General features: G+C 70.3%; 27 protein-coding genes. 12 read left to right on the top strand and 15 right to left on the bottom strand.

Going from position 1 to position 22,350, the window contains the following annotated elements; translation table 11 throughout:
- The 5 genes from CA983_RS20075 to CA983_RS20055 form a co-directional block, all read right to left on the bottom strand.
- Positions 1-814 (bottom strand): TrmH family RNA methyltransferase (locus tag CA983_RS20075; protein ID WP_086602284.1); only part of this gene is annotated, 814 nt, incomplete at its 3' end.
- 97 nt (positions 815-911) lie between these two features.
- Positions 912-2,309, bottom strand: a complete 1,398-nt coding sequence (gene cysS / locus CA983_RS20070) for a cysteine--tRNA ligase (protein ID WP_086602283.1) — start codon at positions 2,307-2,309, stop codon at positions 912-914.
- 45 nt (positions 2,310-2,354) lie between these two features.
- Positions 2,355-2,858 carry a 2-C-methyl-D-erythritol 2,4-cyclodiphosphate synthase gene (gene ispF / locus CA983_RS20065; RefSeq protein WP_086602282.1) on the bottom strand — a complete coding sequence of 168 codons (504 nt, stop codon included), beginning with the start codon at positions 2,856-2,858 and terminating at the stop codon, positions 2,355-2,357.
- Positions 2,848-3,612 (bottom strand): 2-C-methyl-D-erythritol 4-phosphate cytidylyltransferase, encoded by a 765-nt coding sequence (gene ispD, locus CA983_RS20060; protein ID WP_086602281.1) that lies wholly within the window; start codon positions 3,610-3,612, stop codon positions 2,848-2,850. Before ispD ends, ispF begins: the two co-directional genes overlap by 11 nt.
- A 287-nt stretch (positions 3,613-3,899) precedes the next feature.
- A complete protein-coding gene (locus CA983_RS20055; protein ID WP_003953493.1) occupies positions 3,900-4,382 on the bottom strand; it encodes a CarD family transcriptional regulator in 483 nt (160 codons plus the stop codon).
- 584 nt (positions 4,383-4,966) lie between these two features.
- Between CA983_RS20055 and CA983_RS20045 the strand changes: the two genes are divergently transcribed.
- On the top strand, positions 4,967-5,659 hold the full coding sequence (locus CA983_RS20045) for a copper chaperone PCu(A)C domain-containing protein (RefSeq protein ID WP_086602279.1): 693 nt from the start codon (positions 4,967-4,969) through the stop codon (positions 5,657-5,659).
- A 78-nt stretch (positions 5,660-5,737) separates the two neighbouring features.
- Here CA983_RS20045 and phoP read toward each other — a convergent pair whose 3' ends face one another.
- Together phoP and phoR are read right to left on the bottom strand one after the other, a co-directional pair.
- Positions 5,738-6,418, bottom strand: a complete 681-nt coding sequence (gene phoP / locus CA983_RS20040; protein ID WP_030243122.1) for a two-component system response regulator PhoP — start codon at positions 6,416-6,418, stop codon at positions 5,738-5,740.
- A complete protein-coding gene (gene phoR, locus CA983_RS20035; RefSeq protein ID WP_086602278.1) occupies positions 6,415-7,707 on the bottom strand; it encodes a two-component system sensor histidine kinase PhoR in 1,293 nt (430 codons plus the stop codon). Before phoR ends, phoP begins: the two co-directional genes overlap by 4 nt.
- Positions 7,708-7,970: 263 nt before the next feature.
- Here phoR and phoU point away from each other — a divergent pair, with 263 nt between their 5' ends.
- The 3 genes from phoU (at position 7,971) to CA983_RS20020 (ending at position 9,444) form a co-directional block, all read left to right on the top strand.
- Positions 7,971-8,672, top strand: coding sequence for a phosphate signaling complex protein PhoU (gene phoU / locus CA983_RS20030; RefSeq protein WP_086602277.1), 702 nt, complete (start codon positions 7,971-7,973; stop codon positions 8,670-8,672).
- Positions 8,673-8,855: 183 nt separating this feature from the next.
- Positions 8,856-9,011, top strand: coding sequence for a hypothetical protein (locus CA983_RS46760; RefSeq protein ID WP_167407414.1), 156 nt, complete (start codon positions 8,856-8,858; stop codon positions 9,009-9,011).
- 181 nt (positions 9,012-9,192) lie between these two features.
- Positions 9,193-9,444: an SCO4226 family nickel-binding protein gene (locus CA983_RS20020; protein WP_086602275.1), complete on the top strand. Its 252-nt coding sequence runs from the start codon at positions 9,193-9,195 to the stop codon at positions 9,442-9,444.
- A 105-nt stretch (positions 9,445-9,549) separates the two neighbouring features.
- Here CA983_RS20020 and CA983_RS20015 read toward each other — a convergent pair whose 3' ends face one another.
- Complete coding sequence (locus CA983_RS20015) at positions 9,550-10,893, bottom strand: MDR family MFS transporter (RefSeq protein WP_086602287.1); 1,344 nt, start codon at positions 10,891-10,893, stop codon at positions 9,550-9,552.
- Positions 10,894-11,082: 189 nt separating this feature from the next.
- On the opposite strand from CA983_RS20015, the gene CA983_RS20010 reads away from it, so the two are divergent.
- Complete coding sequence (locus tag CA983_RS20010; protein WP_020271854.1) at positions 11,083-11,844, top strand: phosphoglyceromutase; 762 nt, start codon at positions 11,083-11,085, stop codon at positions 11,842-11,844.
- A 70-nt stretch (positions 11,845-11,914) separates the two neighbouring features.
- Here CA983_RS20010 and CA983_RS20005 read toward each other — a convergent pair whose 3' ends face one another.
- The 3 genes from CA983_RS20005 to CA983_RS19995 form a co-directional block, all read right to left on the bottom strand.
- A complete protein-coding gene (locus tag CA983_RS20005; protein WP_086602274.1) occupies positions 11,915-12,301 on the bottom strand; it encodes a hypothetical protein in 387 nt (128 codons plus the stop codon).
- Complete coding sequence (locus CA983_RS20000) at positions 12,298-12,717, bottom strand: hypothetical protein (protein WP_143645512.1); 420 nt, start codon at positions 12,715-12,717, stop codon at positions 12,298-12,300. Before CA983_RS20000 ends, CA983_RS20005 begins: the two co-directional genes overlap by 4 nt.
- A gap of 125 nt (positions 12,718-12,842) precedes the next feature.
- Positions 12,843-13,106: a hypothetical protein gene (locus tag CA983_RS19995; protein ID WP_086602272.1), complete on the bottom strand. Its 264-nt coding sequence runs from the start codon at positions 13,104-13,106 to the stop codon at positions 12,843-12,845.
- Positions 13,107-13,170: 64 nt separating this feature from the next.
- On the opposite strand from CA983_RS19995, the gene CA983_RS19990 reads away from it, so the two are divergent.
- The 4 genes from CA983_RS19990 to CA983_RS19975 all read left to right on the top strand — a co-directional run bounded on the left by CA983_RS19990 (position 13,171) and on the right by CA983_RS19975 (position 16,280).
- Positions 13,171-13,620: a hypothetical protein gene (locus CA983_RS19990; RefSeq protein ID WP_208636994.1), complete on the top strand. Its 450-nt coding sequence runs from the start codon at positions 13,171-13,173 to the stop codon at positions 13,618-13,620.
- 26 nt (positions 13,621-13,646) lie between these two features.
- Entirely contained in the window at positions 13,647-14,978 is a 1,332-nt protein-coding gene (locus CA983_RS19985; protein ID WP_208636993.1) for an NsdA family TPR-like regulatory protein, read from the top strand.
- 120 nt (positions 14,979-15,098) lie between these two features.
- On the top strand, positions 15,099-15,713 hold the full coding sequence (locus tag CA983_RS19980; RefSeq protein ID WP_086602270.1) for a DinB family protein: 615 nt from the start codon (positions 15,099-15,101) through the stop codon (positions 15,711-15,713).
- Between the two features lie 126 nt (positions 15,714-15,839).
- Complete coding sequence (locus CA983_RS19975; RefSeq protein WP_086602269.1) at positions 15,840-16,280, top strand: nuclear transport factor 2 family protein; 441 nt, start codon at positions 15,840-15,842, stop codon at positions 16,278-16,280.
- Between the two features lie 13 nt (positions 16,281-16,293).
- Here the strand turns inward: CA983_RS19975 and CA983_RS19970 are convergent, their stop codons facing one another.
- Both CA983_RS19970 and CA983_RS19965 read right to left on the bottom strand, forming a co-directional pair.
- On the bottom strand, positions 16,294-16,998 hold the full coding sequence (locus CA983_RS19970; protein ID WP_086602268.1) for a YqeB family protein: 705 nt from the start codon (positions 16,996-16,998) through the stop codon (positions 16,294-16,296).
- A 161-nt stretch (positions 16,999-17,159) separates the two neighbouring features.
- Positions 17,160-17,603: a DUF2000 domain-containing protein gene (locus CA983_RS19965; protein ID WP_086602267.1), complete on the bottom strand. Its 444-nt coding sequence runs from the start codon at positions 17,601-17,603 to the stop codon at positions 17,160-17,162.
- A gap of 49 nt (positions 17,604-17,652) precedes the next feature.
- Between CA983_RS19965 and CA983_RS19960 the strand changes: the two genes are divergently transcribed.
- Entirely contained in the window at positions 17,653-18,447 is a 795-nt protein-coding gene (locus CA983_RS19960; protein WP_086602266.1) for a helix-turn-helix transcriptional regulator, read from the top strand.
- Positions 18,448-18,496: 49 nt separating this feature from the next.
- On the opposite strand, the gene CA983_RS19955 is transcribed toward CA983_RS19960, so the two are convergent.
- Positions 18,497-19,006, bottom strand: a complete 510-nt coding sequence (locus tag CA983_RS19955; RefSeq protein ID WP_086602265.1) for a type III secretion system chaperone family protein — start codon at positions 19,004-19,006, stop codon at positions 18,497-18,499.
- A complete protein-coding gene (mshA, locus tag CA983_RS19950) occupies positions 18,999-20,336 on the bottom strand; it encodes a D-inositol-3-phosphate glycosyltransferase (protein WP_208636995.1) in 1,338 nt (445 codons plus the stop codon). The genes CA983_RS19955 and mshA overlap by 8 nt, the downstream gene beginning before the upstream one ends.
- Positions 20,337-20,664: 328 nt before the next feature.
- Between mshA and CA983_RS19945 the strand changes: the two genes are divergently transcribed.
- Both CA983_RS19945 and CA983_RS19940 read left to right on the top strand, forming a co-directional pair.
- Positions 20,665-21,531, top strand: coding sequence for a calcium-binding protein (locus tag CA983_RS19945; protein ID WP_086602264.1), 867 nt, complete (start codon positions 20,665-20,667; stop codon positions 21,529-21,531).
- A 216-nt stretch (positions 21,532-21,747) separates the two neighbouring features.
- Positions 21,748-22,350 (top strand): dihydrofolate reductase family protein (locus CA983_RS19940; protein WP_107500253.1); only part of this gene is annotated, 603 nt, incomplete at its 3' end.

Genomic DNA, 22,350 nt, shown 5'->3' with positions numbered 1-22,350 from the left:
GCCCCTTGCCCTCGCTGCCGACGACGATGACGACGGGCCCGCCCAGGGCCTCCAGTTCACCGATTTCGACCTCGCCGTCGGCGGCCAGACCGACGACCACGATGCCGGCCTTCTTGTACGCCTCCAGCGCGCGCGTCAGGTTGGTGGCGCGGGCGACGGGCGTACGGGCGGCCGCACCGGCGGACGTCTTCCAGGCACCCGCCGTCATCCCGGCGGCCCGCCGCTCGGGTACGACGACGCCGTGCCCGCGGAAGGCGGAGACGGAGCGGACGACCGCACCCAGGTTGCGCGGGTCGGTGACACCGTCGAGCGCGACGATCAGCGGGTCCTCGCCGGCGTCGAGGGCGGCGTCGGCGAGGTCCTGCGGGTGGGCGTACTCGTACGGCGGGACCTGGAGCACGAGCCCCTGGTGGTTCAGCCCGTTCGTCATCCGGTCGAGCTCGGGGCGCGGCGCCTCCATGAGGTTGATGCCGCCGCGCTCGGCCGCGAGCTGGAGTGCCTCACGGACGCGCTCGTCGTTGTCGATGAACTGCTGGACGTACAGCGTGGAAGCGGGCACGCCGTCGCGCAGCGCCTCGTAGACCGGGTTGCGGCCGACGACCAGCTCGGACGTGGACTTGCCGCCGCGGCCCCGGGGCGCGGGGCGGCGGGCTGTCTGCCGCGCCTTGGCGCCGGCGACACGGTTCTTCTTGTGTCCCTTGCGCATCTCGGCGGGCGGAGTGGGGCCCTTGCCCTCCAAACCCTTGCGCCGCTGGCCGCCACTGCCGACCTGCGCGCCCTTCTTGCCGGACATGCGGCGGTTGTTGGCTGCCATGACCTACCTGTCTGTGGGTGCGGTGACGTACTACGTCTATGAAGTGTGCCGCCCGGAGGCCCGGGCGGCACAATCGATCTTCCGGATCGCGGTCGGGTCAGCGCGGGCCGAGGCTCCAGCGCGGTCCCTGCGGGCTGTCCTCGATGACCAGACCGGACTGGCTCAACTGGTCGCGGATGGCGTCCGCGGTGGTCCAGTCCTTGCGGGCCCGGGCCGCCTCCCGCTGGTCGAGCACGAGTCGTACGAGGCTGTCGACCACGCCGTGCAGATCGGCGCCGCGGTCGCTCTCCCCGGCCCAGAGGGCGTCGAGCGGGTCGAGCCCGAGGACGCCGAGCATGGCACGGACCTCGGCCAGCCGGGCCACCGCGGCTTCCTTGTCGTCGGCCGCCAGCGCGCTGTTGCCCTGCCGGACGGTGGTGTGCACCACGGCGAGCGCCTGCGGCACGCCCAGGTCGTCGTCCATCGCCTCGGCGAAGGCCAGCGGCACCTCGGCGGCCGGCTCGACGGCACCGGCCTTCTCCACCACGCGCTGCACGAAGCCCTCGATCCGCGCGAACGCCGACTCGGCCTCGCGCAGCGCCTCCTCGCTGTACTCGATCATCGAGCGGTAGTGCGGGGTGCCGAGGTAGTAGCGCAGCACGATGGGCCGCCAGCGCTTGACCATCTCGCTGACCAGGACCGAGTTGCCCAGCGACTTCGACATCTTCTCGCCGCTCATGGTGACCCAGGCGTTGTGCACCCAGTACCGGGCGAAGTCGTCGCCGTAGGCCTTGGCCTGGGCGATCTCGTTCTCGTGGTGCGGGAAGACCAGGTCGAGGCCGCCGCCGTGGATGTCGAAAGCGGTGCCGAGGTACTTGTGCGCCATCGCCGAGCACTCCAGGTGCCAGCCCGGGCGGCCACGGCCCCACGGCGTCTCCCAGCTGGGCTCCCCCGGCTTCGCCGCCTTCCACATGGCGAAGTCCCGCGGGTCGCGCTTGCCGGTCTCGCCGGCGCCGGACGGCTGCTGGAGGTTGTCCAGCTCCTGGTTGGACAGCGCCAGGTACTCCGGGAAGGAGCGCACGTCGAAGTAGACGTTGCCGTCGGCCTCGTAGGCGTGCCCGCGCTCGATGAGGCCGCGCATCATCTCGACCATCTCGGTGATGTGGCCCGTGGCACGCGGCTCGTAGGACGGCGGCAGGCAGCCGAGGGCGTGGTAGCCGTCGTTGAACGCCCGCTCGTTCTCGTAGCCGATGGCCCACCAGGGGCGGCCCTGTTCCGCCGACTTGATGATGATCTTGTCGTCGATGTCCGTCACGTTCCGCACGAACGTGACGTCGTAGCCGCGGTACTCGAACCAGCGGCGCATGATGTCGAAGTTCAGACCCGACCGGATGTGCCCGATGTGCGGGGCCGCCTGCACGGTGGCACCGCACAGGTAGATCGAGACACAACCCGGCTTGAGCGGGGAGAAGTCACGGATCTGCCGGGCGCTGGTGTCGTACAGGCGAATAGTCACGGGACCAGGGTAGTAGGCCGTGGGGGGTGTGTGGGGCAGTGCCGTTCACCCGACTCGTAGGACCAGCGCCGTCGCCACCGCCATGAGGCCCTCGTCGCGTCCCGGGAAGCCCAGGCCGTCCGTCGTCGCGCCCGACACCGACACCGGTGCTCCCACCGCCTCCGACAGGAGCTTCTGCGCCTCGTCGCGCCGTTTGCCGATCTTCGGCCTCGGGCCCACGACCTGTACGGCGATGTTGCCGATGCGGAAGCCCGCCTCGCGCACGATCCGGGCGGCCTCCGTCAGCAGCGTGACGCCGGACGCGCCCGACCACTCGGGGCGGCCCGTGCCGAAGTGCTGTCCGAGGTCTCCGAGGCCGGCCGCGGAGAACAGCGCGTTGCACGCGGCGTGCGCGACGACGTCCGCGTCCGAGTGGCCGGCCAGGCCCGGGCCCTCGCCCTCCCACTTCAGGCCGGCGCACCACAGCTCGCGGCCCTCCTCGAAGGCGTGGATGTCGGTGCCGATGCCGACCTGGGGCAGCGGCATCCCGGCCATCGCGTCAGAAGCCATCGTTGAGCCTCCTGCGGGCCAGGACCGCCTCGGCGAGCACCAGGTCCAGGGGCCGGGTGACCTTGAACGCCTCCTCGTGGCCGGGCACCGCCACGACCGTGAGGCCGAGCTGCTCGACCATGCCGGCGTCGTCGGTGACGTCTCCGGTGACCGTCTCGTGCGCCCGTACCAGCGTCGCCCGGTCGAAGCCCTGCGGCGTCTGCACCGCCCGCAGCCGTGCGCGGTCCGGCGTGGCGACGACCGGTTCCGGCTCACCGGGAGTCCCGGCCGGCTCGACCTGCTTGACGGTGTCGGCGAGCGGCAGCGCCGGGACCACGGCCGGGGCGCCCTCGCGTACGGCCTCGATGACCGCGTCGACCGTGTCCACCGGCACCAGCGGCCGGGCCGCGTCGTGCACGAGCACGATGTCATGGCCGGCCGGCAGCGCGTCCAGGCCGAGCTTCACGGACTCCTTGCGGGTCTGCCCGCCCGGTACGACGAGGAAGTCGGTCCGCTCGGGCAGCGCGTGCGCGTCGAGCAGCGACTTGACCTCGGCGGCGCCCTCGGGCGGGGCCACGACGACGACCAGCGAGACGGCACGGGAGGCGGCCATCGCGCGGACCGCGTGGATGAGCATGGGGGTGCCGCCCAGCGCGCGGAGCGCCTTGGGGGCGCCCGGGCCGAGCCGTACACCACGGCCGGCGGCCGGGATCACGGCCGCCGTACGGGCCGCCGAAGGGGTGGCCGACGGCGAAGGGCGCGAATCGTCAGACATCGGTTCCTGTCAGGTTTGTGTGTTGCCCTGGCGTGGGTATGGCCTGGAGGAGTGCCGGGCGCGACGCGCTCGACCGGACCCTTCCGTGAAGCTGGTCGAGCCGGCTGCCCGGGCCCGGCACACCAAGGACCGGATCGTGAGTGATAACACATCCGGCGGTGACGGCGCATTCGGCGTCCGAGTACGAACATGCCGCAGCGCCCGGCGACAAAGGAATCGTCATCGGGCACCGCGGCATTTCGATGGTGCAGCGTTGATAAGCAGAGTGCTGAGCGACAGGCTTCGCCTCAGGAGGCGAGAACCTCGTCGAGCAGGGCCTCGGCCTTGTCCTCGTTGGTGTTCTCCGCGAGAGCGAGTTCGCTCACCAGAATCTGGCGGGCCTTGGCGAGCATGCGCTTCTCACCAGCGGAGAGTCCGCGCTCACGCTCACGACGCCACAGGTCACGCACCACTTCCGCGACCTTGATGACATCGCCCGAGGCGAGCTTCTCCAGGTTTGCCTTGTAACGACGGGACCAGTTCGTGGGCTCCTCGGCGTACGGCGCGCGCAGCACCTCGAAGACCCGGTCCAGCCCGTCCTGACCGACCACATCACGCACGCCGACGAACTCCGCATTGTCCGCTGGCACACGCACTGTCAGGTCACCCTGGGCGACCTTCAGCACCAAGTAGGTCTTGTCCACGCCTTTGATCTGGCGAGTTTCGATAGCCTCGATCAGCGCGGCCCCGTGATGGGGATAGACCACGGTGTCGCCAACCTTGAACGTCATGTGACAGGTACCCCTTCCGTGGCTATCCAGGGTAACACGGAAACTGCGGGTTCTGAATGGCGTTTTCGCAGGTCAGGGCATATCTCGGGGCTTGACAAGTCCAACAGGAACGTGCTTCGGACAGGGAGTGGAAGAAGGTATTCGCAGGTCGGAGCGGCTCTCCGGGCCGAGCGAAACGCGTACGCTACACACATCCGGAGCCTCCCCCAAGCGGCTGAACATCCCCATATGTCCGGTTCCGTATGATCGACTTCCGCTACTCCGTTCGGCGGCCCGAGCCGGGTTCCGGTCGAATCCGGAATTGATCACCGGGCGTCCGGGCGAGCCCCCCGGTGATCAATTCCCAGGTGGTCCGCACATTCCTTCACGGAAAATCCGCGCTGCCGCCCGAGGCTCTTATGTGAATGCCGGACGAGCACCCCGCAATGTGACCCAGCAGTCACTGTGGCTCTCAGCGAGGCCACGGGCGCCGGGGGGTCGGGTGCGGCCGCGCGGGAACGGCTCGGTAACCTAAGGCCCGCTGACAGACACTTAGGGCGGCTTTATCGGCCGCTCCGCTCTCGAGTCAAGGAGTTGCCGCCGCCGTGAGCAGCAGCCTTCGACGCGGCGCCCTCGCCGCTGCCGCCATCGCGTTCTCCGTTGCCTCGCTCGCCGCGTGCGGTGCCGGCAACAACGCGCAGACCCTCGAGATCCAGCCGGACCACGCGGCGACGAGCGTCGGCAACATCAAGGTCCAGAACGCGATCGTGATCACGCAGCCCGACCTCAAGTCGACCGGCCCGGCCGCGATCGCCGCCACCTTCTTCAACTCCGGCAGCACCGCCGAGACGCTGGAGTCCATCACCCTCCCCGGCACCGGCGAGAAGGCCGAGCTCAAGCCCGCCAAGGGCGGCAGCCTGAGCATCCCGGCCGGCGGCAGCCTGGTCCTGGGCGGCAAGGACAACGCCACGGCCGTGCTGCCGAGCGGCCGCGAGGCCGCCCAGGACGGCAACGCCCAGAAGGTCACCTTCACCTTCAGCAGGACCGGTGACGTGAGCCTGCGCGCGTTCGTCGTCCCCGCCGAGCACCACTTCACCGAGTGGGGCCCGGCCGAGGTCCCGGCCGCACCGGGCGGCTCGGCGTCCCCGTCCGGTTCGCCGTCGGGGAGCCCCTCCGGTTCGCCGGCCGGCACCGAGAGCCCCGCCGCGGGCGAGACGCCGGGCGGCCACGCGTCGCCGGGCACGCCGACCGACGCGGCGTCCGCGAGCGCCTCGACCGGTGCGGGCGCCGGGCACTGAGCCTGCGCGAGGCAGTCGTACGAAAGGGCGGGACCTCCCGGGAGGTCCCGCCCTTCGCGTTCGTCGTGCGCGGCCGGCCTACGGCTCGAACTTGTAGCCCAGGCCGCGGACCGTCACCAGGTAGCGCGGGGCGCCCGGGTCCGGCTCGATCTTGGCGCGCAGGCGCTTGACGTGGACGTCGAGGGTCTTGGTGTCACCGACGTAGTCGGCACCCCAGACGCGGTCGATGAGCTGCATGCGGGTCAGCACGCGGCCGGCGTTGCGCAGCAGCATCTCCAGCAGGTCGAACTCCTTCAGCGGCAGGTCGATCTTGGTGCCGCCGACGGTGACCACGTGCCGGTCGACGTCCATACGGACGGGGCCGGCCTCCAGCGCGGCCGGAGTGACCTCCTCCGGCTCACCTCTGCGGCGCAGCACGGCCCGGATACGGGCGACCAGCTCGCGCGAGGAGAAGGGCTTGGTGACGTAGTCGTCGGCTCCTATCTCCAGGCCGACGACCTTGTCGATCTCACTGTCCTTGGCGGTCACCATGATGACGGGGACGTTGGAGCGGCCGCGCAGCTGGCGGCAGACCTCGGTGCCCGGCAGGCCGGGCAGCATCAGGTCGAGGAGGACGAGGTCGGCGCCGTTGCGCTCGAACTCGTCGAGTCCGTCGGGCCCGGTGGTCGCGACGGCGACCTCGAAGCCCTCCTTGCGGAGCATGTACGACAGGGCGTCGGAGAAGGACTCCTCGTCCTCGACGACGAGCACTCGGGTCACGGAAGGACCTCCGGGGCAGGAAGCGTTTCGTACGCGGTTGATTCGGGGGATGTGGGGGTGGACCGCCCGGCCTCTTCGTCGAGGCCCGCGCCTCCTGCGCGTGCTGATCGGGCGGGCTGCTGATGTGCGCGGTCGCGGGCCGCACCGGCCTCCGGCAGCCGCAGGGTGAAGGTGGAGCCCTGGCCTTCGGCGCTCCACACCGTGACCTCCCCGCCGTGCGAGGCGGCCACGTGCTTCACGATCGCCAGCCCCAGTCCCGTACCGCCGGTGGCACGGGAGCGGGCCGGGTCGACGCGGTAGAAGCGCTCGAAGATGCGCTCCTTGTCCTTGTCGGAGATGCCGATGCCCTGGTCGGTGACGGCGATCTCGATGTGTTCCCCGCCGGCCGCGTTCACCCTGCGGGCCGCTATGCCGACGCGAGTGCGGGCGGGCGAGTAGTTGACCGCGTTCTCGACGAGGTTGCCGAGGGCGGCGGCGAGCTGGCCGCGGTTGCCCCACACATGCAGGTCGGCGGTGCCGCCCGCGGCCATGGTGATCTGCTTGGTGCCGGCCTGGTGCCGGCAGCGGTCGATGGCCTCGGCGACGAGCTCGTCGACGCGCACCGGCTCGGCGTCCTCCAGCGGGTCGTCGTTCTGCACCCGCGACAGGTCGATGAGCTCCTGCACCAGGCTGGTGAGCCGGGTGGCCTCGATCTGCATGCGCCCGGCGAACCGCTCGACGGCCTCGGGGTCGTCGGAGGCGTCCATGACGGCCTCGGAGAGCAGGGAGAGGGCGCCGACGGGCGTCTTCAGCTCATGGCTCACGTTGGCGACGAAGTCGCGCCGCACCGCCTCGATCCGGCGGGCCTCGGTGAGGTCCTCCACGAGCAGCAGCACCAGCCGCGAGCCGAGCGGCGCGACCCGCGCGGAGACGGCCAGGGCCTCCCCGCGTCCGGTCCCGCGCCGCGGCAGGTCCAGCTCGACCTGGCGTATCTCCCCGTCGCGCCGGGTGTCCCGGGCCATCTGGAGCATCGGCTCGACGGCGAGCTTGCCGCCGCGGACCAGGCCGAGGGCGTACGCCGCCGAGCTGGCCTTGACCACGGCGTCTGCCTCGTCGAGCACGACGGCGGAGGACCTGAGGACCGACAGGACGGTGTCCACGCCCGGCGGCAGCACGGGGTCCGTGTGCAGGGAGGTCCGTGTGGGGCGTTTCTGTTCGCGCTCGCTCCAGCGGAACGCCAGCATGGCGATGACACCGGTGAGCACCCCGGCGATCGCAGCCGCTGCGGCGACCGCCGCGTTCACGTCCATGCACCCAGGTTAGGCATGGGTCGGCCACGGACCACAGCCGTCGGGCTGCGAGCTCGAACACTCGTCGCCCAGAGTTCACCTTGGAGCCAGTATTGGTTCATTTGGGATGACGGAAACGGACGCGTACGGGCCGGAACGTGGGAGCGTGGGGTTCGGACCGTTGGTTATACGACGGTCGTACCGCCGGTTGTTCGGTGGGCTCCGGCCCTTGAATGGGCCCCGGCCCTTGAACCCCCGACACAGACGCACGAGAGGGAAGCCTGATGCGGGACGCGTACCACGAGGAACTGGACTCGATCGGCGACGGTCTGGTGGAGATGGCCCGGCTGGTCGGCTCGGCGATCGGGCGCGCCACCACCGCCATGCTCGACTCCGACCTGAAGCTGGCCGAGAACGTCATCGAGGCCGACCAGAAGGTCGACGAGCTCCAGCACGACCTGGAGGCCCGGGCCATAGCCCTGCTGGCGCGGCAGCAGCCGGTGGCGACGGACCTGCGCATCGTCGTCACGTCGCTGCGCATGTCGGCCGACCTGGAGCGCTCGGGCGACCTCGCCCAGCACGTGGCGAAGCTCGCGCGCCTGCGCTACCCGGACCGCGCGGTCCCGACCGACCTGCACGCCACCATCCTGGAGATGGGCCAGCTCGCCCAGCGCCTGATGGCCAAGGCCGCCGAGGTGATCATCACCAAGGACGTCGACCTGGCGCTCCAGCTGGAGCAGGACGACGACGAGATGGACCTGCTGCACCGCACCCTCTTCCAGCACCTGATGGACGACCGGTGGAAGCACGGCATCGAGACGGCCGTGGACGTGACGCTGCTCGGCCGCTACTACGAGCGGTTCGCCGACCACGCGGTCTCGGTCGCCAAGCGGGTGGTGTACCTGGTGACGGGCGAGCACGCGGACGAGCTCCAGGCGGACGCGCAGCCGGAGATCCAGGCGGTGGCGGGGTCGGAGAGCGCCTGACGCTCGGTCCTGCTCGGTCTTGCTCGGTCCTTCCTGGGCCTTCCTGGTCCTGCCCGGTCCTGCTCCGGCGTGAAAGGGCCGGGCGGGGATCGGCCGGGGCGCGCGGGCGCCTCTGTGCGCCGTTGATGCGCCCAGCGGTACGGGCATCCAATGGGCACAGGCACCAGCCTTGAGGAGGGACCCATGGCCGAATCCCCCAGCACCACGCCCGACCCCACGCAGGAGCGCGAGACCGAGCAGCCCGTGGAGATCAGGAGCCTGCCCCTGGTCGCCGCGTGCGGCTGCGGCTCGGGCTGCGGCTGCGGGTGCCAGTCGGGCAGCCCCTGCCAGTGCGGCTGACGCCGGCATCTTCGTACGGCCGGCAGGGCCCCGGTGGTTCGCCGCGGGGCCCTGTGGTGTTGTGGTCGCCTCCGTGCCCGGACGGGCGGACCATGGAGGTACGCCCGCTGTTCTGGCGTACCGCCGGGTACTGCGCTACTGGCTGGCGTACCGCCGGGCACTGCGAAGGAGGCACGACGTCATGGCCAAGTTCATGGATGTCCACCACAGCATGAAGGGCATCACGGAAGAACAGCTGCGCGAGGCACACAACGCGGACCTCGCCATAGAGAAGGACGAGAGCGTCCACTTCGAGGCGGCCTGGGCGGACCCGGAGTCCGGCCTCGTCTACTGCCTCTCCGAGGCACCGTCGGCCGAAGCGGTCCAGCGCATCCACGAACGCGCGGGGCACAAGGCGGACGAGATCCATCCGGTGCCGTTGGCTGTTCAGTGAGGTGCCGTTGATGGTTCGGTGAGGTGAGCGGTGCGGCCGGTCGGTCGGTCGGCGGGTGGGTAGGTCGGTCGGTCGGTCGGCCAGCCGGTCTCAGGGACTCGCGAATCAGGGACCTGACGCGGAACGTTCCGGAACCTGCCCCAGGGCACCGGCAGCAGGCTCAGCCAGTTCAGCCGGCTCAGCCAACTCAGCCGGCTCCTCCTCCGGCACCCGCCGCATCAACGCCCCGTACCCGAGCCCGGCCACCGTCCCGACCACCGCGCACAGCCCCCATAGCCACTCCGCCCCGAACCGGTCGATGACGAAGCCGGACATCAGCGGGGCGACCAGGCCGGCGACGGACCAGGACATGGTGTACATCCCCTGGTAGCGCCCGCGTCCGTGGAGCGGGGACAGCCGTACGACGAGACCCGTCTGCGTGGGCGCGTTGACGATCTCGGCCAGCGTCCACACGCACACCGTGAGGGCGATGACGCCGACCGACCCCGCGAAGGCGGTGAGTCCGAAGCCGTACCCCGCGAGGAGCGAGGAGATGACGAGCAGCCGGCGGGGGTCGCGGTGCTCGATGAACCGCGTGACCGGGATCTGCAGCACGACGATCAGGACGCCGTTGACGGCGATCGCCATGCCGTACTCGGCCGACGTGAACCCGGCCTCGCCCATCGCCACCGGCAGCCCGATCGACCCCTGCTGGAAGATCAGCGCGACGAGGAAGGACAGCCCGACGACGCACATGAAGCGCCCGTCGCGCAGTACGGTCCCGAGGCTGACGGAGCTGTCGAGGGCGGCGGTCGTCCTCTCGGAGGCCACGACGGTCTTCTCAGTGGCGCCGGCCGTCTTCGCCGTCTCGGCGGGCCTGGACTCCGGCAGCCGCAGGAAGACGAGGATCGCGCAGACCATCGTCATCCCCGCCTCGATCAGGAACCCGGCGAGATAGCTGACCTCGGCGATGAACCCGGCCGCCATGGAGGACACGGCGAAGCCGAGGTTGATGGCCCAGTAGTTGAGGGAGAAGGCGCGGATACGGTCCTCGGGCCGGACGATGTCCGCCATCATCGCCTGCACGGCGGGCCGGGACGCGTTGCTGGCCATGCCGACGAGGAAGGCGACGCCGGCGATCGCCACCGGGTGGTGCATGAACCCGAGGAGCGCGACGGACACGGCGGTCGAGGCCTGCGCGATCAGCAGCGTCGGCCGCCGCCCCAGCCGGTCGGTCATCACGCCACCGCCCAGCGAGGAGATCACCCCGCCGAGCCCGTGCAGGGCGGCGACCAGACCGGCGTACGTGGCGGAGTAGCCGCGGTCGAGTGTCAGGTACAGCGCCATGAAGGTGGCGACGAAGGCGCCGAGCCGGTTGACGAGGGTGCTGGTCCACAGCCACCAGAACTCGCGGGGCAGTCCGGAGACGGTTTCCCGGACGGCACGTCTGGCACGCAGGGCGTACGGCATGGACGGCATGGGATCCCCCAGGGCGCAAGGCTGTAAGTGACGCGTGACGCCGGGTGTAAGTGGCGCAGGTGGCAGCCACAAATTACAAAGCCGCGATTGACGGGGGCCACTCAATTAACAGAACCCGTCAAACGTCCGCCTGCCGGGCAGCCACGCGAACGGGCGAATGCGTGGATTACGCTCTGGGGCATGGCCGACGCACCGTACAAGCTGATCCTCCTCCGCCACGGCGAGAGCGAGTGGAACGAGAAGAACCTGTTCACCGGCTGGGTGGACGTCAACCTCACCGCGAAGGGCGAGAAGGAGGCGACGCGCGGCGGCGAGCTGCTGAAGGACGCCGGCCTGCTCCCCGACGTCGTGCACACGTCCCTCCAGAAGCGCGCCATCCGCACCGCGCAGCTCGCCCTGGAGTCCGCCGACCGCCTCTGGATCCCGGTCCACCGCAGCTGGCGCCTGAACGAGCGCCACTACGGCGCCCTCCAGGGCAAGGACAAGGCCCAGACGCTCGCCGAGTTCGGCGAGGAGCAGTTCATGCTGTGGCGCCGCTCCTACGACACCCCGCCGCCGGCGCTGGACCGCGACGCCGAGTACTCCCAGTTCTCCGACCCGCGCTACGCGACGCTCCCGCCGGAGCTGCGCCCGCAGACGGAGTGCCTCAAGGACGTCGTCGTCCGCATGCTCCCGTACTGGTTCGACGCGATCGTCCCCGACCTGCTGACCGGCCGCACGGTCCTGGTCGCCGCCCACGGCAACAGCCTGCGCGCCCTGGTCAAGCACCTGGACGGCATCTCCGACGCGGACATCGCGGGCCTCAACATCCCGACGGGCATCCCGCTGTCCTACGAACTCGACGCCGACTTCAAGCCGGTGAACCCGGGCGGGACGTACCTGGACCCCGACGCGGCTGCGGCGGCTATCGAGGCGGTCAAGAACCAGGGCAAGAAGAAGTAACGCGACACCTAAACACCCCCTACCTGCGTGTTCTCACGCAGGTAGGGGCGTTTTCAGGCCAGTCGAGGCTTCACAGGCGAGGGCTCACGTTAATCGTGTCGTCCCCAGCCGCCCCGGCGATGGCCCGCAGGATGATCGCCTGGCGTTCCCGGCTGAGGTCCGCAAGTCGGCCACCCAAATTGGTCCGATGGTGACAGGCCAAAGACAGCACCAACTCGAGAAACGCGCGATCGCCTGCGCCGATGGCGTTGCGGTAGAGGTTCTGGCACAGCAGTGCCCAGTCGCAGCAGGCGGTGCCTGTCTCCTGGTCGTCGATGATGACGAGCCGGCGGAAGTCCTGGCGGACCAGGAGGGTGCGTTCCTCCAGGAGTGCGGTAACCGCCGCGCGTTCCCGGGGATCGAGCACCCTGGCCCAGCGACTGAGACGGTCCTCAAGGGTGTCGACGGGCGGGGTCATGCTGATGCCTCGCCGCAGAGGTAATCGCCGACGTTGAAGACTCGTAGGACGGTGATCGGGTCGCACAGCCTGCCAGGGGCCGCCACGGGCACGGACCAGTAGGTGATGAAGGCGGTGCACGGGTCGCTCTCGCCGAGTGCGGGGACGCCGAGGTATCGGTCGTCACCCAGGCAGCTGAGGCGCCGACCTCCGTACCTGGCGTAGGCATTGGGTGGTGTCTGCCACCTTCCGGCGACACTGGGAGGGGTCAGGACGTAGTAGTGATCCGTCCGGTGGTAGATCACGGGGCCCCCGTGCAGGGCCTCGGCCAGGAACGCGTCGACCTGCTCCGGCTTCCAGGCCTCCGCTGTCGCTCGTACGAGCTTCCCTGGAACGCTGATGGCCGCGAACAGCACCCCGCAGCGCAGCTGGGTCATCCGGCCCTCTCCCTGCCACTCAAGACCACTCTCGTCAGGGTTGTCGGCAGCGGTGAGAAGCCATGCGCCGACCACCGACTCCTTGTCCGGCCGTGCGTAAGCCGCTGTCCCCTGCATACCGCCGGTCACGCTGAGCCCTCCCGCACGGCAGCGGCGCCGACGGCAAGCATCCGCGCGATGCGTTTCGCGCATTCCTGTTCCCCTCCGCGCTCGCCGATCTCGTGCGCGAAGGAGGTGACGTACCGGTCGCCGGCGAGAACGATCTCCTCAGAGAGGCGGCTGTTGAGAGGATTGCTCACGTGCAGCCGCATGTCGTTCTCGTCCGCAGTTACCCGGAGGCCGTGCTCGTTCAGGTAGCCGCTGAGTCGTTGCAGATCGTTGGTGTTCACGTGCTCAAGATTTCAATGGCCGCAACGCGGGCGGGATATGACAACCTATGACACGGAGCTGATCATGCGAGCGGTGGCGATCACAGGTACGCGGAACACTGGGCACCGGAGCCGCGGCCATTACGCGGACCTCTTCCACGACTATCTGGGGCCGTTCGCCGACGACGCTCACTTCTACATCGGTGGCGCACGCGGGATCGACTCCCTGTCGCTACTCTGGCTCGCCGACGACACCGCCGCCGATATCACCGTCGTCGTACCCAGCACTGTCGACCAGCAGCCCGCCGACGCCCGGGAGGCAATCACCCACTGCCGGGAGCGGATCACAGAGATCGTGGAGCTGGGAGCCCGTGAGCTGAAGACAGCCGCCTACCATGCCCGGAACCGGTGGCTGGTCGACCGCACCAGCATGACGATCGGGTTCCCACACCAGGACGAGCCGACCAGCGGTACCTGGCAGACCCTCACGTACGCAGCCGAAATGGGGAAACCGCGCCTGATCGTGCCCGTGTAGGCGCCCGCTCCCCCACCATGGGCCGTATGGAGGACCGAGCGGCCGGGGCGGCCACGATGAAGAGACTGCGCCAGCGGCGCGGCCTGTCTCTGGCAGGCCTCGCACGAGCGCTCATCACCCTGGCCGAGGACCTGCACCAGCCGCCCCTGCCTGCCGTGACCAGCGTTCAGCGGTCCGTCGCCCGTTGGGAGGCGGCGAAACCCGTAATGCCGGACGAGCGGTACCAACTGCTGCTCGCCCACGTGTACGCCCGCTCCCCTGCGGGCTGCCTCGCGCTCGGTGCGGGCAGCGATTTCGCCGAATATCTCCATGCGCTCGGGCTGCTCGGAGAGAGCGAGCGTCGTATCGCCGAGTTACGCACCCTCGTCCTTCGCACCGCGACCGACACGGGCGGGGGAATGCTCGCTCTTCTCTCGCCCGGTATCCAGACCAGGCTCAGCACAGCCATCGAGGCGCCCGCGCACGCGGACGAGGAGACCACCGCAGGGCTCGCTTCCGTCGTCACCGAAGTCAACGCCGAGGTCGGCTCCTTGCCGATGGTCCGGCTGCAACTGCTGCTCACCCCGGCGGTCGAAGCCACGCGGCGCCTGCTTGCCGGCCCGGTGCCAGAGCCACTCGTGCCGCGACTGCGGGAAGTTGCGGTGGCAGCGTGCACGTTGGCCGGGCGTCTCGCGTTCGAGACACGGGACGACACCGCTTCCCGCGCCCTCTACATGGAAGCCGCACAGCAGGCACGGCTTCTCGCCCTGCCCTGGCAGCAGGCCAGTGTCCACATGAGCCATGCCCTCGTCACCCTCTATTCGACGGGGCTCGCCGACGCCCGCCGCCTGGTCCAGCATGCGGTCTGGTCGGCCCGTACAGGCGAGAGCACACGAGTACGGGCCCGCGCGCACGCACTCCAGGCGGAACTGGAGGCCCGTGCAGGGCACAAACGCCAAGCGCAGGACGCACTCGACCTTGCCTGGTACGACATGCAGACCGAGCAGGTCGAGGATCCGGCACCCGCGTCTTTCTCACCCGGGCACCTCCGAGGCTTCGAGGGTGTATGCGAACTGCACATCGGCGACGCCCACGTGGCCCACGACCGGTTCGAACGATCGGCACAAGCCCTGGCCGCACCCCGTGAGCAAGTCCAACGGGCGATCGTCACCACGGACCAGGCGCTGGCCCGAATCCGCCTCGGCGACCCACGCGCGGCGACCGACCTGCTGCACGACTGCGTATCCGCAGCATCCAGCACCGGCGGCCGAGTCCCCGCCATCCGCCTTCGCCAAGCCCGGAGAGAACTACGGCCTTGGCGGGGAGAGGACTGGGTGGCTGACCTTGATGACCACCTGCTGGATGCGTTCGGAACATGACGAGGACGCACCTACGGCCGTGAAGCACCGCGAACTCGTCCAAGCAACGTGTCCCCGACTGGCCTGGAGCCTCCGATATTTCAGTGGCGGAACCCTTCCCGCATCGTCCACCATCCCCCCATGGCCTCGGATGAGCACATCGGTGAACCAGCGGTGAGTCGATGGACGCGGGCGACCGTCTATCCCGACATGTGGGTGGATCCGGACGACGACCCGCGTGAGGCCGGGGAGCTCGAAGTCGTCGATGAGCGCAGCGCGTTGCTGGAGAGCCTCCGTCACTATCGCCTCACCTTGGAAATGAAGTGCGCGGGGCTGGACGCGGAGCAGATGGCCCGGCGGTCGGCGGCACCGTCCACGATGTCGTTGCTCGGGCTGGTGCGGCACCTGACCGAGGACGAGCGGCACTTCCGGCGGGTGATGGCCGGGGAGGACGCGCCGAAGCTGTACCGCACCGAGGAGGACCGGGACGGTGACTTCAACGGTGCGGTCGCTGACCCGGCGGTGGTGGAAGCGGCGTGGCGGCAGTGGCGGGCCGATGTGGAGCTCACCGACCGGTATCTGGCCGGTGTCACCGACCTCGCCACCCTGAACGCCGCGTACTCCGACTACGGGGCCGAGCCCGGCGGGCAGCTCCAGCTCCGTGACGTCCTGGTGGCGCATGTCGGGGAGTACGCGCGTCACTGCGGGCACGCCGATCTCCTGCGTGAGCTGATCGACGGCCGGGTCGGGCAGTGACGACAACTACTCCTCGGGCATTACCCCTCGGGTAATCGACCGGCCTCGCCCTTCCCCGGCAGGATCGGACGCGTTCCCACGAAACCCGTCCGGGATCCGGCTGGCCGCAGTCGCGAGGAGAGTGCCATGTCCGTCAAGTCCAGCCCCGTGAAGCCGGTTTCCGTCGCCGAGTCCACCCGGGCCGTCGTGCAGGAGTTCCTCGCCGCCCGGCTCGCCGGGGACACCGAGCGGCTCGTCGAGCTGTTCGCCGACGAGGTCGACTGGGTGCTCGCCGAGAACCCGGGTGTCCCGTGGATCCGGCCCCGGTCCACCGCCGCCGAATGCGCCGCGCAGTTCACGGAGTTGATGGAGCACACCGTCCCCGAGGACGCCCGCGCCTCCCTCGACGCCTTTCTCGTCGACGGCGCCGACGCCGTGCTCATGGGGCACGTGTCGGGGACCGTACGGGCGACGGGGAAATCCTTCGAGGGGCCGTTCGCGCTGCGCCTCACCGTCGAGGACGGCCGGATCACCCGGCACCACCTCTACGAGAACAGCCTGTCGATCGCCGAGGCCTGTACTCCGTGAGCGCTGCGGCTGCTCAGTTCTGGCGGGCCGGCCGCCAGTACTGCCGCTTCTCCTCGTCCCGTACGACCACGCCGAGCCGCAGCAGCTCGCGGCGCAGCTCACGGGCGTCCTTGGCGTCGTCGTCGCTTTTCAAGGCCTGGGCGCGGGCCCTGAGCAGGGCGTCCGCGCCCTCCGGGAGCCCCGGGGTGCCGGGGACCCAGCGGCGGAACTCGGCGCGGTACGGGTCCTCCTCCGCCCAGCGGTAGCCGTGCTCGGCGAGGGTGTCGGCCAGGCGTTGCCAGGGCAGGCCGCAGTGCTCCCGGGCCAGTTCCCTGCCGTCGGGGGCCAGCATCACGAGTTGTTTGCCGTCCCTGCACAGCACCGCGATCTCCTCGCGGGTGAACTCCTGCGTGCTGTCCCTGATGGTCAGCGCCAGGTGGGTGTCGCAGACGCGGACCGACAGCGACTCGTGCACCGCGCTGAGGCCCAGCAGCAGACCGCCGAGTGCGCCGACCGCGACCGTGCCGAGGGTCAGGGCGGGTTCCGGGATCGAAGTCAGCAGTTCGGCCGGGCCCTCCAGCGGTGCCCACGGCAGCTTCAGCAGCAAGCGGGCGAGGAGCGGGAGCACGGCGCCGATGCCGGCGCCGCAGGCCACGCAGAAGAGTGTGATCACCCAGGCCGACTCGGCCAGTTCCGTGTCCTTGCCCGCCCCCGCCTGCGGCACCCGCTTCTTCCCCATTCGAACGTTCCTCGCGTCCTCCATGAGGCGAGTCTCGTCGGGCGGGGCATGCGCTGTCGTCAGCCGTTGGTCTAGGCGTCCGCGACTTTGGTCGCCGGGCAGGCCACGTCCCGCCTCAAGGTGGTCACGTCCCACCTCACGCCTTGCGGCCACGCCCCGCCTCACGGGTGCATCCGCGCCCCCTTCACCACCTTGTCCACCGCGTTCTTCGGGCCGTAGACCGCGAGGCCGACCAGATCCAGGTCCGCCGTCGGCACCGACCGTACGGCCGCGCGGTTGTCGCGGTCGTTGCCCGTCGCGAAGAGGTCAGAGGTGAAGACCGCCCGGGGCAGGGAGCGGGAGAGGGCGCGGGTGTGGGCCGTGGTCAGGGTTTCCTTCGTGGCCTCGAAGACCATCACCGGCTGGCGGAACATCGGCAGGTAGGGCACGCCGTCCGCGTCCTCGTACGGTTCGCCGATCACCTCGGGGAGCTGCGTTCCCAGACCGCTGACCAGGAACGACGTCACGTTGAGGCGCTGCCAGGGCTCGAGGTCCGCGCGCAGCAGCACGGCGATCTTCGTGTCGAAGCGGATCGGCTCGGGAGCCGGTTCGGTGTGCGTGTTCATGATGCGAGCGTGCCCGGCGGTCCTCACCGGGGTCTTGTACGTTCTTTGCATGGCTTCCCAGCCCGCCCGGATCGTCTCCGCCTGGCGGCCCGCCGTGCCCGGTGTCGTCGAGGTCTTCCACGCCCGCTTCACCGAGTACGCGTACCCGATGCATGTCCACGACGCCTGGACGCTGCTGATCGTCGACACCGGCGCCGTACGGTACGACCTCGACCGGCATGAGCACGGCACCCCGCACGACACCGTGTCGCTGCTGCCGCCGCATGTTCCGCACAACGGCTCCCCCGTCACCCGGGACGGCTTCCGCAAGCGGGTGCTGTACCTCGACGGGACGTATCTCGGGGACGAGTTGATCGGGGCCGCCGTCGACCGCCCCGATCTGCGCGATCCGCTGCTGCGCAGGCGCGTGGGGCAGGTGCACGGCGCGCTGCTGCGGCCCGGTGAGGAACTGGAGGCCGAGAGCAGGCTGATGTTCGTCGGGGAGCGGTTGCGCGGCCATCTGCGGGGCGACAGCGACAAGCCCCGGCCGGCGGATCCCGTCCTCGCGCGGCGGCTGCGGGAGTTGCTGGACGAGCGGGTCGTCGAGGGCATCGGGCTGCGCGAGGCCGCCGGGCTCGTGGGGGCCCATCCCGCCCATCTCGTGCGGGCGTTCAGCACTGCCTACGTCATCGCACCGCACCAGTACCTGACGTCCCTGCGCGTGGGCCGCGCCCGGCGGCTGCTGCTCGAAGGGCGGTCACCGGGAGAGGTGGCGGCCGAGACCGGGTTCTACGACCAGTCCCACCTCACCCGGCACTTCCGGAAGCTGGTGGGTGTGCCGCCGGGGCGTTACCGGGCCGGGTGAACCAGCGCTCCGGGCCTGGGCTGAATCAGCGCTCCGGGCCTGGGCTGAATCAGCGCTCCGGGCGCTGTGTCAGGTGCGCGAACGCGTCCAGGTTGCGTGTCGACTCCCCGCGGGACACCCGCCACTCGTACTCCTTGCGGATCGCCGAGGCGAAGCCGAGCTCCAGGAGGGTGTTGAAGCTGCCGTCGGAGGCCTCCAGGACCTGGCCGAGCAGGCGGTCGATCTCGTCGGCCGTGACGGCGGACAGGGAGAGCCGGCCGGTGACGTAGACGTCGCCGTGCCGGTCGACGGCGTAACTCACGCCGTACAGCTTGAGGTTGCGTTCCAGGAGCCAGCGGTGAACGCCCTGCTCGTTCTCGTCGGGGTGGCGGATGACGAAGGCGTTGAGCGAGAGGGAGTGGCGGCCGACGATCAGGGAGACGGTCGTCTTGAGCTTGCGGGTGCCGGGGAGCTGCGCCACGTAGGTGCCGGGTTCGGGGCTCTCCCACTCCAGGTCGGCGTCCTTCAGCACTCCCTCGACGACCTGTGCCGCACGCTGTTCCAGATCGGTTTCACCCATGCTGCGAGCGTACGCGACGGCGGTGTTCCTGCATCGCGGCCGTGTAGACGTCCGCCGTGGTGGCGGCCGCGGTGTCCCAGCCGAAGGACTGGGCGTGGCGGGCGGCCTGCCCGCCGAGCCGGGGCGACAACTGCGGATCGTCGGCGAAGTCGCGCAGCACGCGCGCGTAGTCGGCGGGGTTGTGGCCGCGTACCAGGAAGCCGGTGTGGCCGTCGCGCACGGCGACCGGCAGGCCGCCGACCGATGCCGCCAGCACCGGGGTGCCCGCCGCCTGGGCCTCTATGGCGACCAAGCCGAACGACTCGCTGTAGGAGGGCATGACCAGGACGGAAGCGGCGCGGAACCAGTCCGCCAGCTGGTCCTGGCCGACCGGCGGGTGGAACCGTACGACGTCCGCGATGCCGAGGCGTGCGGCCAGCTTCTGGAGGCCCTCCGGCTTGGCCAGGCCGCTGCCGCTGGGGCCGCCGACGACGGGGACGAGGATGCACGAACGCAGTTCGGGGCGCTCGTCGAGGAGGACGGCGACGGCGCGCAGCAGCACGTCGGGGGCCTTCAGGGGCTGGATGCGGCCCGCGAAGAGCGGGATCAGCGCGTCCTGGGGCAGGCCGAGACGGGCCCGGGCGGCGGCGCGGCCGTCGGCGGGCGAGAAGCGGCTGAGGTTCACGCCCGGGTGGACCACGGCGACCTTGTCGGTGTCGGCCGCGTAGTGCCGTACGAGTTCGTCGGCCTCTTCGGTGGTGTTGGCGATGAGGCGGTCGGCGGCGCCGACGATCTGGGTCTCACCGATGACGCGGGCGGCCGGTTCGGGGGTGTCGCCGTCGGCCAGGTTGGCGTTCTTGACCTTGGCCATGGTGTGCATGGCGTGCACCAGGGGGACGCCCCAGCGCTGCGCGGCCAGCCAGCCGACGTGGCCGGAGAGCCAGTAGTGGGAGTGGACCAGGTCGTAGTAGCCGGGGCGGTGGCCGGCCCAGGCCTGCATCACGCCGTGGGTGAAGGCGCACAGCTGGGCGGGGAGGTCCTCCTTGTTGAGGCCCTCGTAGGGGCCGGCGTCGACATGCCGGACGAGGACGCCGGGGGCCAGCTCGACGGTCGGCGGGAGGGCGGCCGAGGTCGCGCGCGTGAAGATCTCGACCTCGATGTTGATCGCGGCGAGGCGCTGCGCGAGCTCCACGATGTAGACGTTCATGCCGCCGGCGTCGCCGGTGCCCGGCTGGTGGAGCGGGGAGGTGTGCACGGAGAGCATGGCGACCCGGCGGGGCCTGCGGTGCAGCCGGAGGCGTGCGGGCGCGGACGCGGAGCGCCGCCCGAGCCTGCCGATGTACTGGCTCACGTGGCGTTCCTCCTCGCTCCGGGCATGCCTGGGCAGGGCGGACGTGCCCTCCAGGGGCTCCAACACCGGAGGGGTGGGTTCCATTTCCCGATTGGGGACTTTTACCGAATCATTACCGCTTCCCGCTCAACCGTTCGAGGCGCGCGAGTCCCCGCATCCATCGAGCCCGGGAGCGCGACAGGCAGGTGAACGCGATAGGAAATCGCAGGTAGCGCGCACTGTCCGCGCAGTGAAAAGGCTGACGAATCCGGCTCGGCGGACAACCGGGCACATGCCCCACAGGTCACAACCATGCGAAAGGATCCACCACCCCTCACGGAGGTATGCAATGCCCTCTCGCCTCGTCAGCCGCCGCCTGTTACGCACCTCATCGGTTCTGGCGCCGGTTCTCGGCACAGTTCTGGCCGTTCCGATCGCCCTGGCCGGCCCGGCCGGTGCCGCGGAGCCGACGGCCACCGCCGCGGTGAACGAGTACGGCTGGCAGCTCACCTACACGGCCGCCTCCGGGCAGGCCAACAAGGTGGCCATCACGCAGTCGTTCACCGGCGACCGCTCACAGTTCACCTACGTCATCGACGACGTCGTCCCGATCGACGCCGGGAACGGTTGCAGCCACCCCGACAGCGCGGACACCACCAAGATCTCCTGCACGGTCGAGGCCCCCGAGAGCCAGTCCCCGGTCAGCTCCATGGAGATGGACCTCGCCGACGGCGCCGACACCGCCTCCTTCCACAACGCCACCGACCAGGTCTACTACTTCAACAGGATCGAGCTGGGCGACGGCAACGACACGTGGACCGGCGCCACCGGCGACCGAGTCGACGGCAGTTCCGCCCTGGGCGGGGCGGGCGACGACATCATCAGGGTGGGCGCGCTGGGATACGCCGGCGGCGGTGACGGCGACGACACCCTCTACGCCGGCATCGACGGCGAGATCGTGGACGGCGGCGCGGGCGACGACGTCCTCCGCGGCGGCGCGGGCGACCAGGTCATGCGAGCCGACGACGGTGACGACACGGTCTACGGCGGGGCCGGCGACGACGAGATGTACGGCGGCAGGGGCAACGACATCCTGCACGGGAACGGCGGCGCCGACCGGATCTGGGGGAACAGCGGCGACGACGAGCTGTACGGCGGGCCGGGCGCGGACACGCTCTCCGGGGGCCCGGGCAAGAACATCGTCCGCCAGGACTGACAGCGACAGCGTCGTTCCGCCAGGACTGACAGCGACGGCATCATTCCGCCAGGACTGACAGCGACAGCATCGTGCGCCAGGACTGACGCTTCTCACCGTCCGGTCTCACCGTCCGGGGAACCGCGCGGTTCCCCGGACGGCCGGCCCACCGATGAGTTTCCGCGTCCCCCGGGGTCGGAAGGACCGGTGACGACGAACGAGAAGAGAGTGGTCCTGATGAAGCTGGTGGTGCAGGAGTTTCTGTCGCTCGACGGTGTCTCCCAGGGGCCGGGCGCCCCGGACGAGGACACCAGCGACGGTTTCGAGCGGGGCGGCTGGTTCGTGCCGCATCTGGACGAGGAGTTCGAGCGGCTGGCCGGCAGCTGGCTCGGGGAGGCGGACGCGCTGCTGTTCGGGCGGCGTACGTACCAGAACTTCGCCCGGGACTGGCCGGCGATGACCGACCATCCCCTCGCCGGGATCATGAACGGCCTGCCGAAGTACGTCGCCTCCCACACCCTGACCACGGCCGGCTGGGACCCGACCACGATCCTCTCCGGCGACGTCCCCGCCCAGGTGGCGGAGCTGAAGCGGCGGCCCGGCCGGGAGCTCCAGGTCCACGGCAGCGCCCGGCTCGCCCAGTCCCTGCTGGCCGCCGGGCTGATCGACACACTGCGGCTCGTGATCGCCCCGGTCGTGGTCGGCCAGGGCCGCCGCCTCTTCCCGGACGGCGGCGCACCGGCCGGGATGCGGCTGGCCGAGCACCGGACGACGCCGGGGGGCCTGTCGGTGCATGTGTTCGAGACGGCGGGGGTTCCTGGGTTCGGGACGTACAGGGGC

It is taken from the genome of Streptomyces swartbergensis, assembly GCF_002148965.1.
Classification (GTDB): Bacteria; Actinomycetota; Actinomycetes; order Streptomycetales; family Streptomycetaceae; genus Streptomyces; species Streptomyces swartbergensis.
Note: the sequence above shows the minus strand (reverse complement) of the source record. Positions and strands in the feature narration are given on the sequence as shown.

Excerpts from the sequence above, each read along its gene's own strand:
- CA983_RS46760 (WP_167407414.1), top strand. The coding sequence starts at position 8,856 with ATGGCCGAATCCCCCAGCACCACGCCCGACCCCACGCAGGAGCGCGAG.
- CA983_RS20010 (WP_020271854.1), top strand. The coding sequence starts at position 11,083 with ATGGCCGACGCACCGTACAAGCTGATCCTCCTCCGCCACGGCGAGAGC.
- ispD (WP_086602281.1), bottom strand. The coding sequence starts at position 3,612 with ATGTCTGACGATTCGCGCCCTTCGCCGTCGGCCACCCCTTCGGCGGCC.
- CA983_RS19960 (WP_086602266.1), top strand. The coding sequence starts at position 17,653 with ATGGCTTCCCAGCCCGCCCGGATCGTCTCCGCCTGGCGGCCCGCCGTG.
- CA983_RS19970 (WP_086602268.1), bottom strand. The coding sequence starts at position 16,998 with ATGGGGAAGAAGCGGGTGCCGCAGGCGGGGGCGGGCAAGGACACGGAA.
- CA983_RS20005 (WP_086602274.1), bottom strand. The coding sequence starts at position 12,301 with ATGACCCCGCCCGTCGACACCCTTGAGGACCGTCTCAGTCGCTGGGCC.
- CA983_RS19965 (WP_086602267.1), bottom strand. The coding sequence starts at position 17,603 with ATGAACACGCACACCGAACCGGCTCCCGAGCCGATCCGCTTCGACACG.
- CA983_RS19945 (WP_086602264.1), top strand. The coding sequence starts at position 20,665 with ATGCCCTCTCGCCTCGTCAGCCGCCGCCTGTTACGCACCTCATCGGTT.
- CA983_RS19985 (WP_208636993.1), top strand. The coding sequence starts at position 13,647 with ATGGAGGACCGAGCGGCCGGGGCGGCCACGATGAAGAGACTGCGCCAG.
- phoR (WP_086602278.1), bottom strand. The coding sequence starts at position 7,707 with ATGGACGTGAACGCGGCGGTCGCCGCAGCGGCTGCGATCGCCGGGGTG.
- ispF (WP_086602282.1), bottom strand. The coding sequence starts at position 2,858 with ATGGCTTCTGACGCGATGGCCGGGATGCCGCTGCCCCAGGTCGGCATC.
- CA983_RS20015 (WP_086602287.1), bottom strand. The coding sequence starts at position 10,893 with ATGCCGTACGCCCTGCGTGCCAGACGTGCCGTCCGGGAAACCGTCTCC.
- CA983_RS19975 (WP_086602269.1), top strand. The coding sequence starts at position 15,840 with ATGTCCGTCAAGTCCAGCCCCGTGAAGCCGGTTTCCGTCGCCGAGTCC.
- CA983_RS19955 (WP_086602265.1), bottom strand. The coding sequence starts at position 19,006 with ATGGGTGAAACCGATCTGGAACAGCGTGCGGCACAGGTCGTCGAGGGA.
- CA983_RS20000 (WP_143645512.1), bottom strand. The coding sequence starts at position 12,717 with ATGACCCAGCTGCGCTGCGGGGTGCTGTTCGCGGCCATCAGCGTTCCA.
- CA983_RS20055 (WP_003953493.1), bottom strand. The coding sequence starts at position 4,382 with ATGACGTTCAAGGTTGGCGACACCGTGGTCTATCCCCATCACGGGGCC.
- CA983_RS19980 (WP_086602270.1), top strand. The coding sequence starts at position 15,099 with ATGGCCTCGGATGAGCACATCGGTGAACCAGCGGTGAGTCGATGGACG.
- phoU (WP_086602277.1), top strand. The coding sequence starts at position 7,971 with ATGCGGGACGCGTACCACGAGGAACTGGACTCGATCGGCGACGGTCTG.
- CA983_RS20020 (WP_086602275.1), top strand. The coding sequence starts at position 9,193 with ATGGCCAAGTTCATGGATGTCCACCACAGCATGAAGGGCATCACGGAA.
- CA983_RS19990 (WP_208636994.1), top strand. The coding sequence starts at position 13,171 with ATGCGAGCGGTGGCGATCACAGGTACGCGGAACACTGGGCACCGGAGC.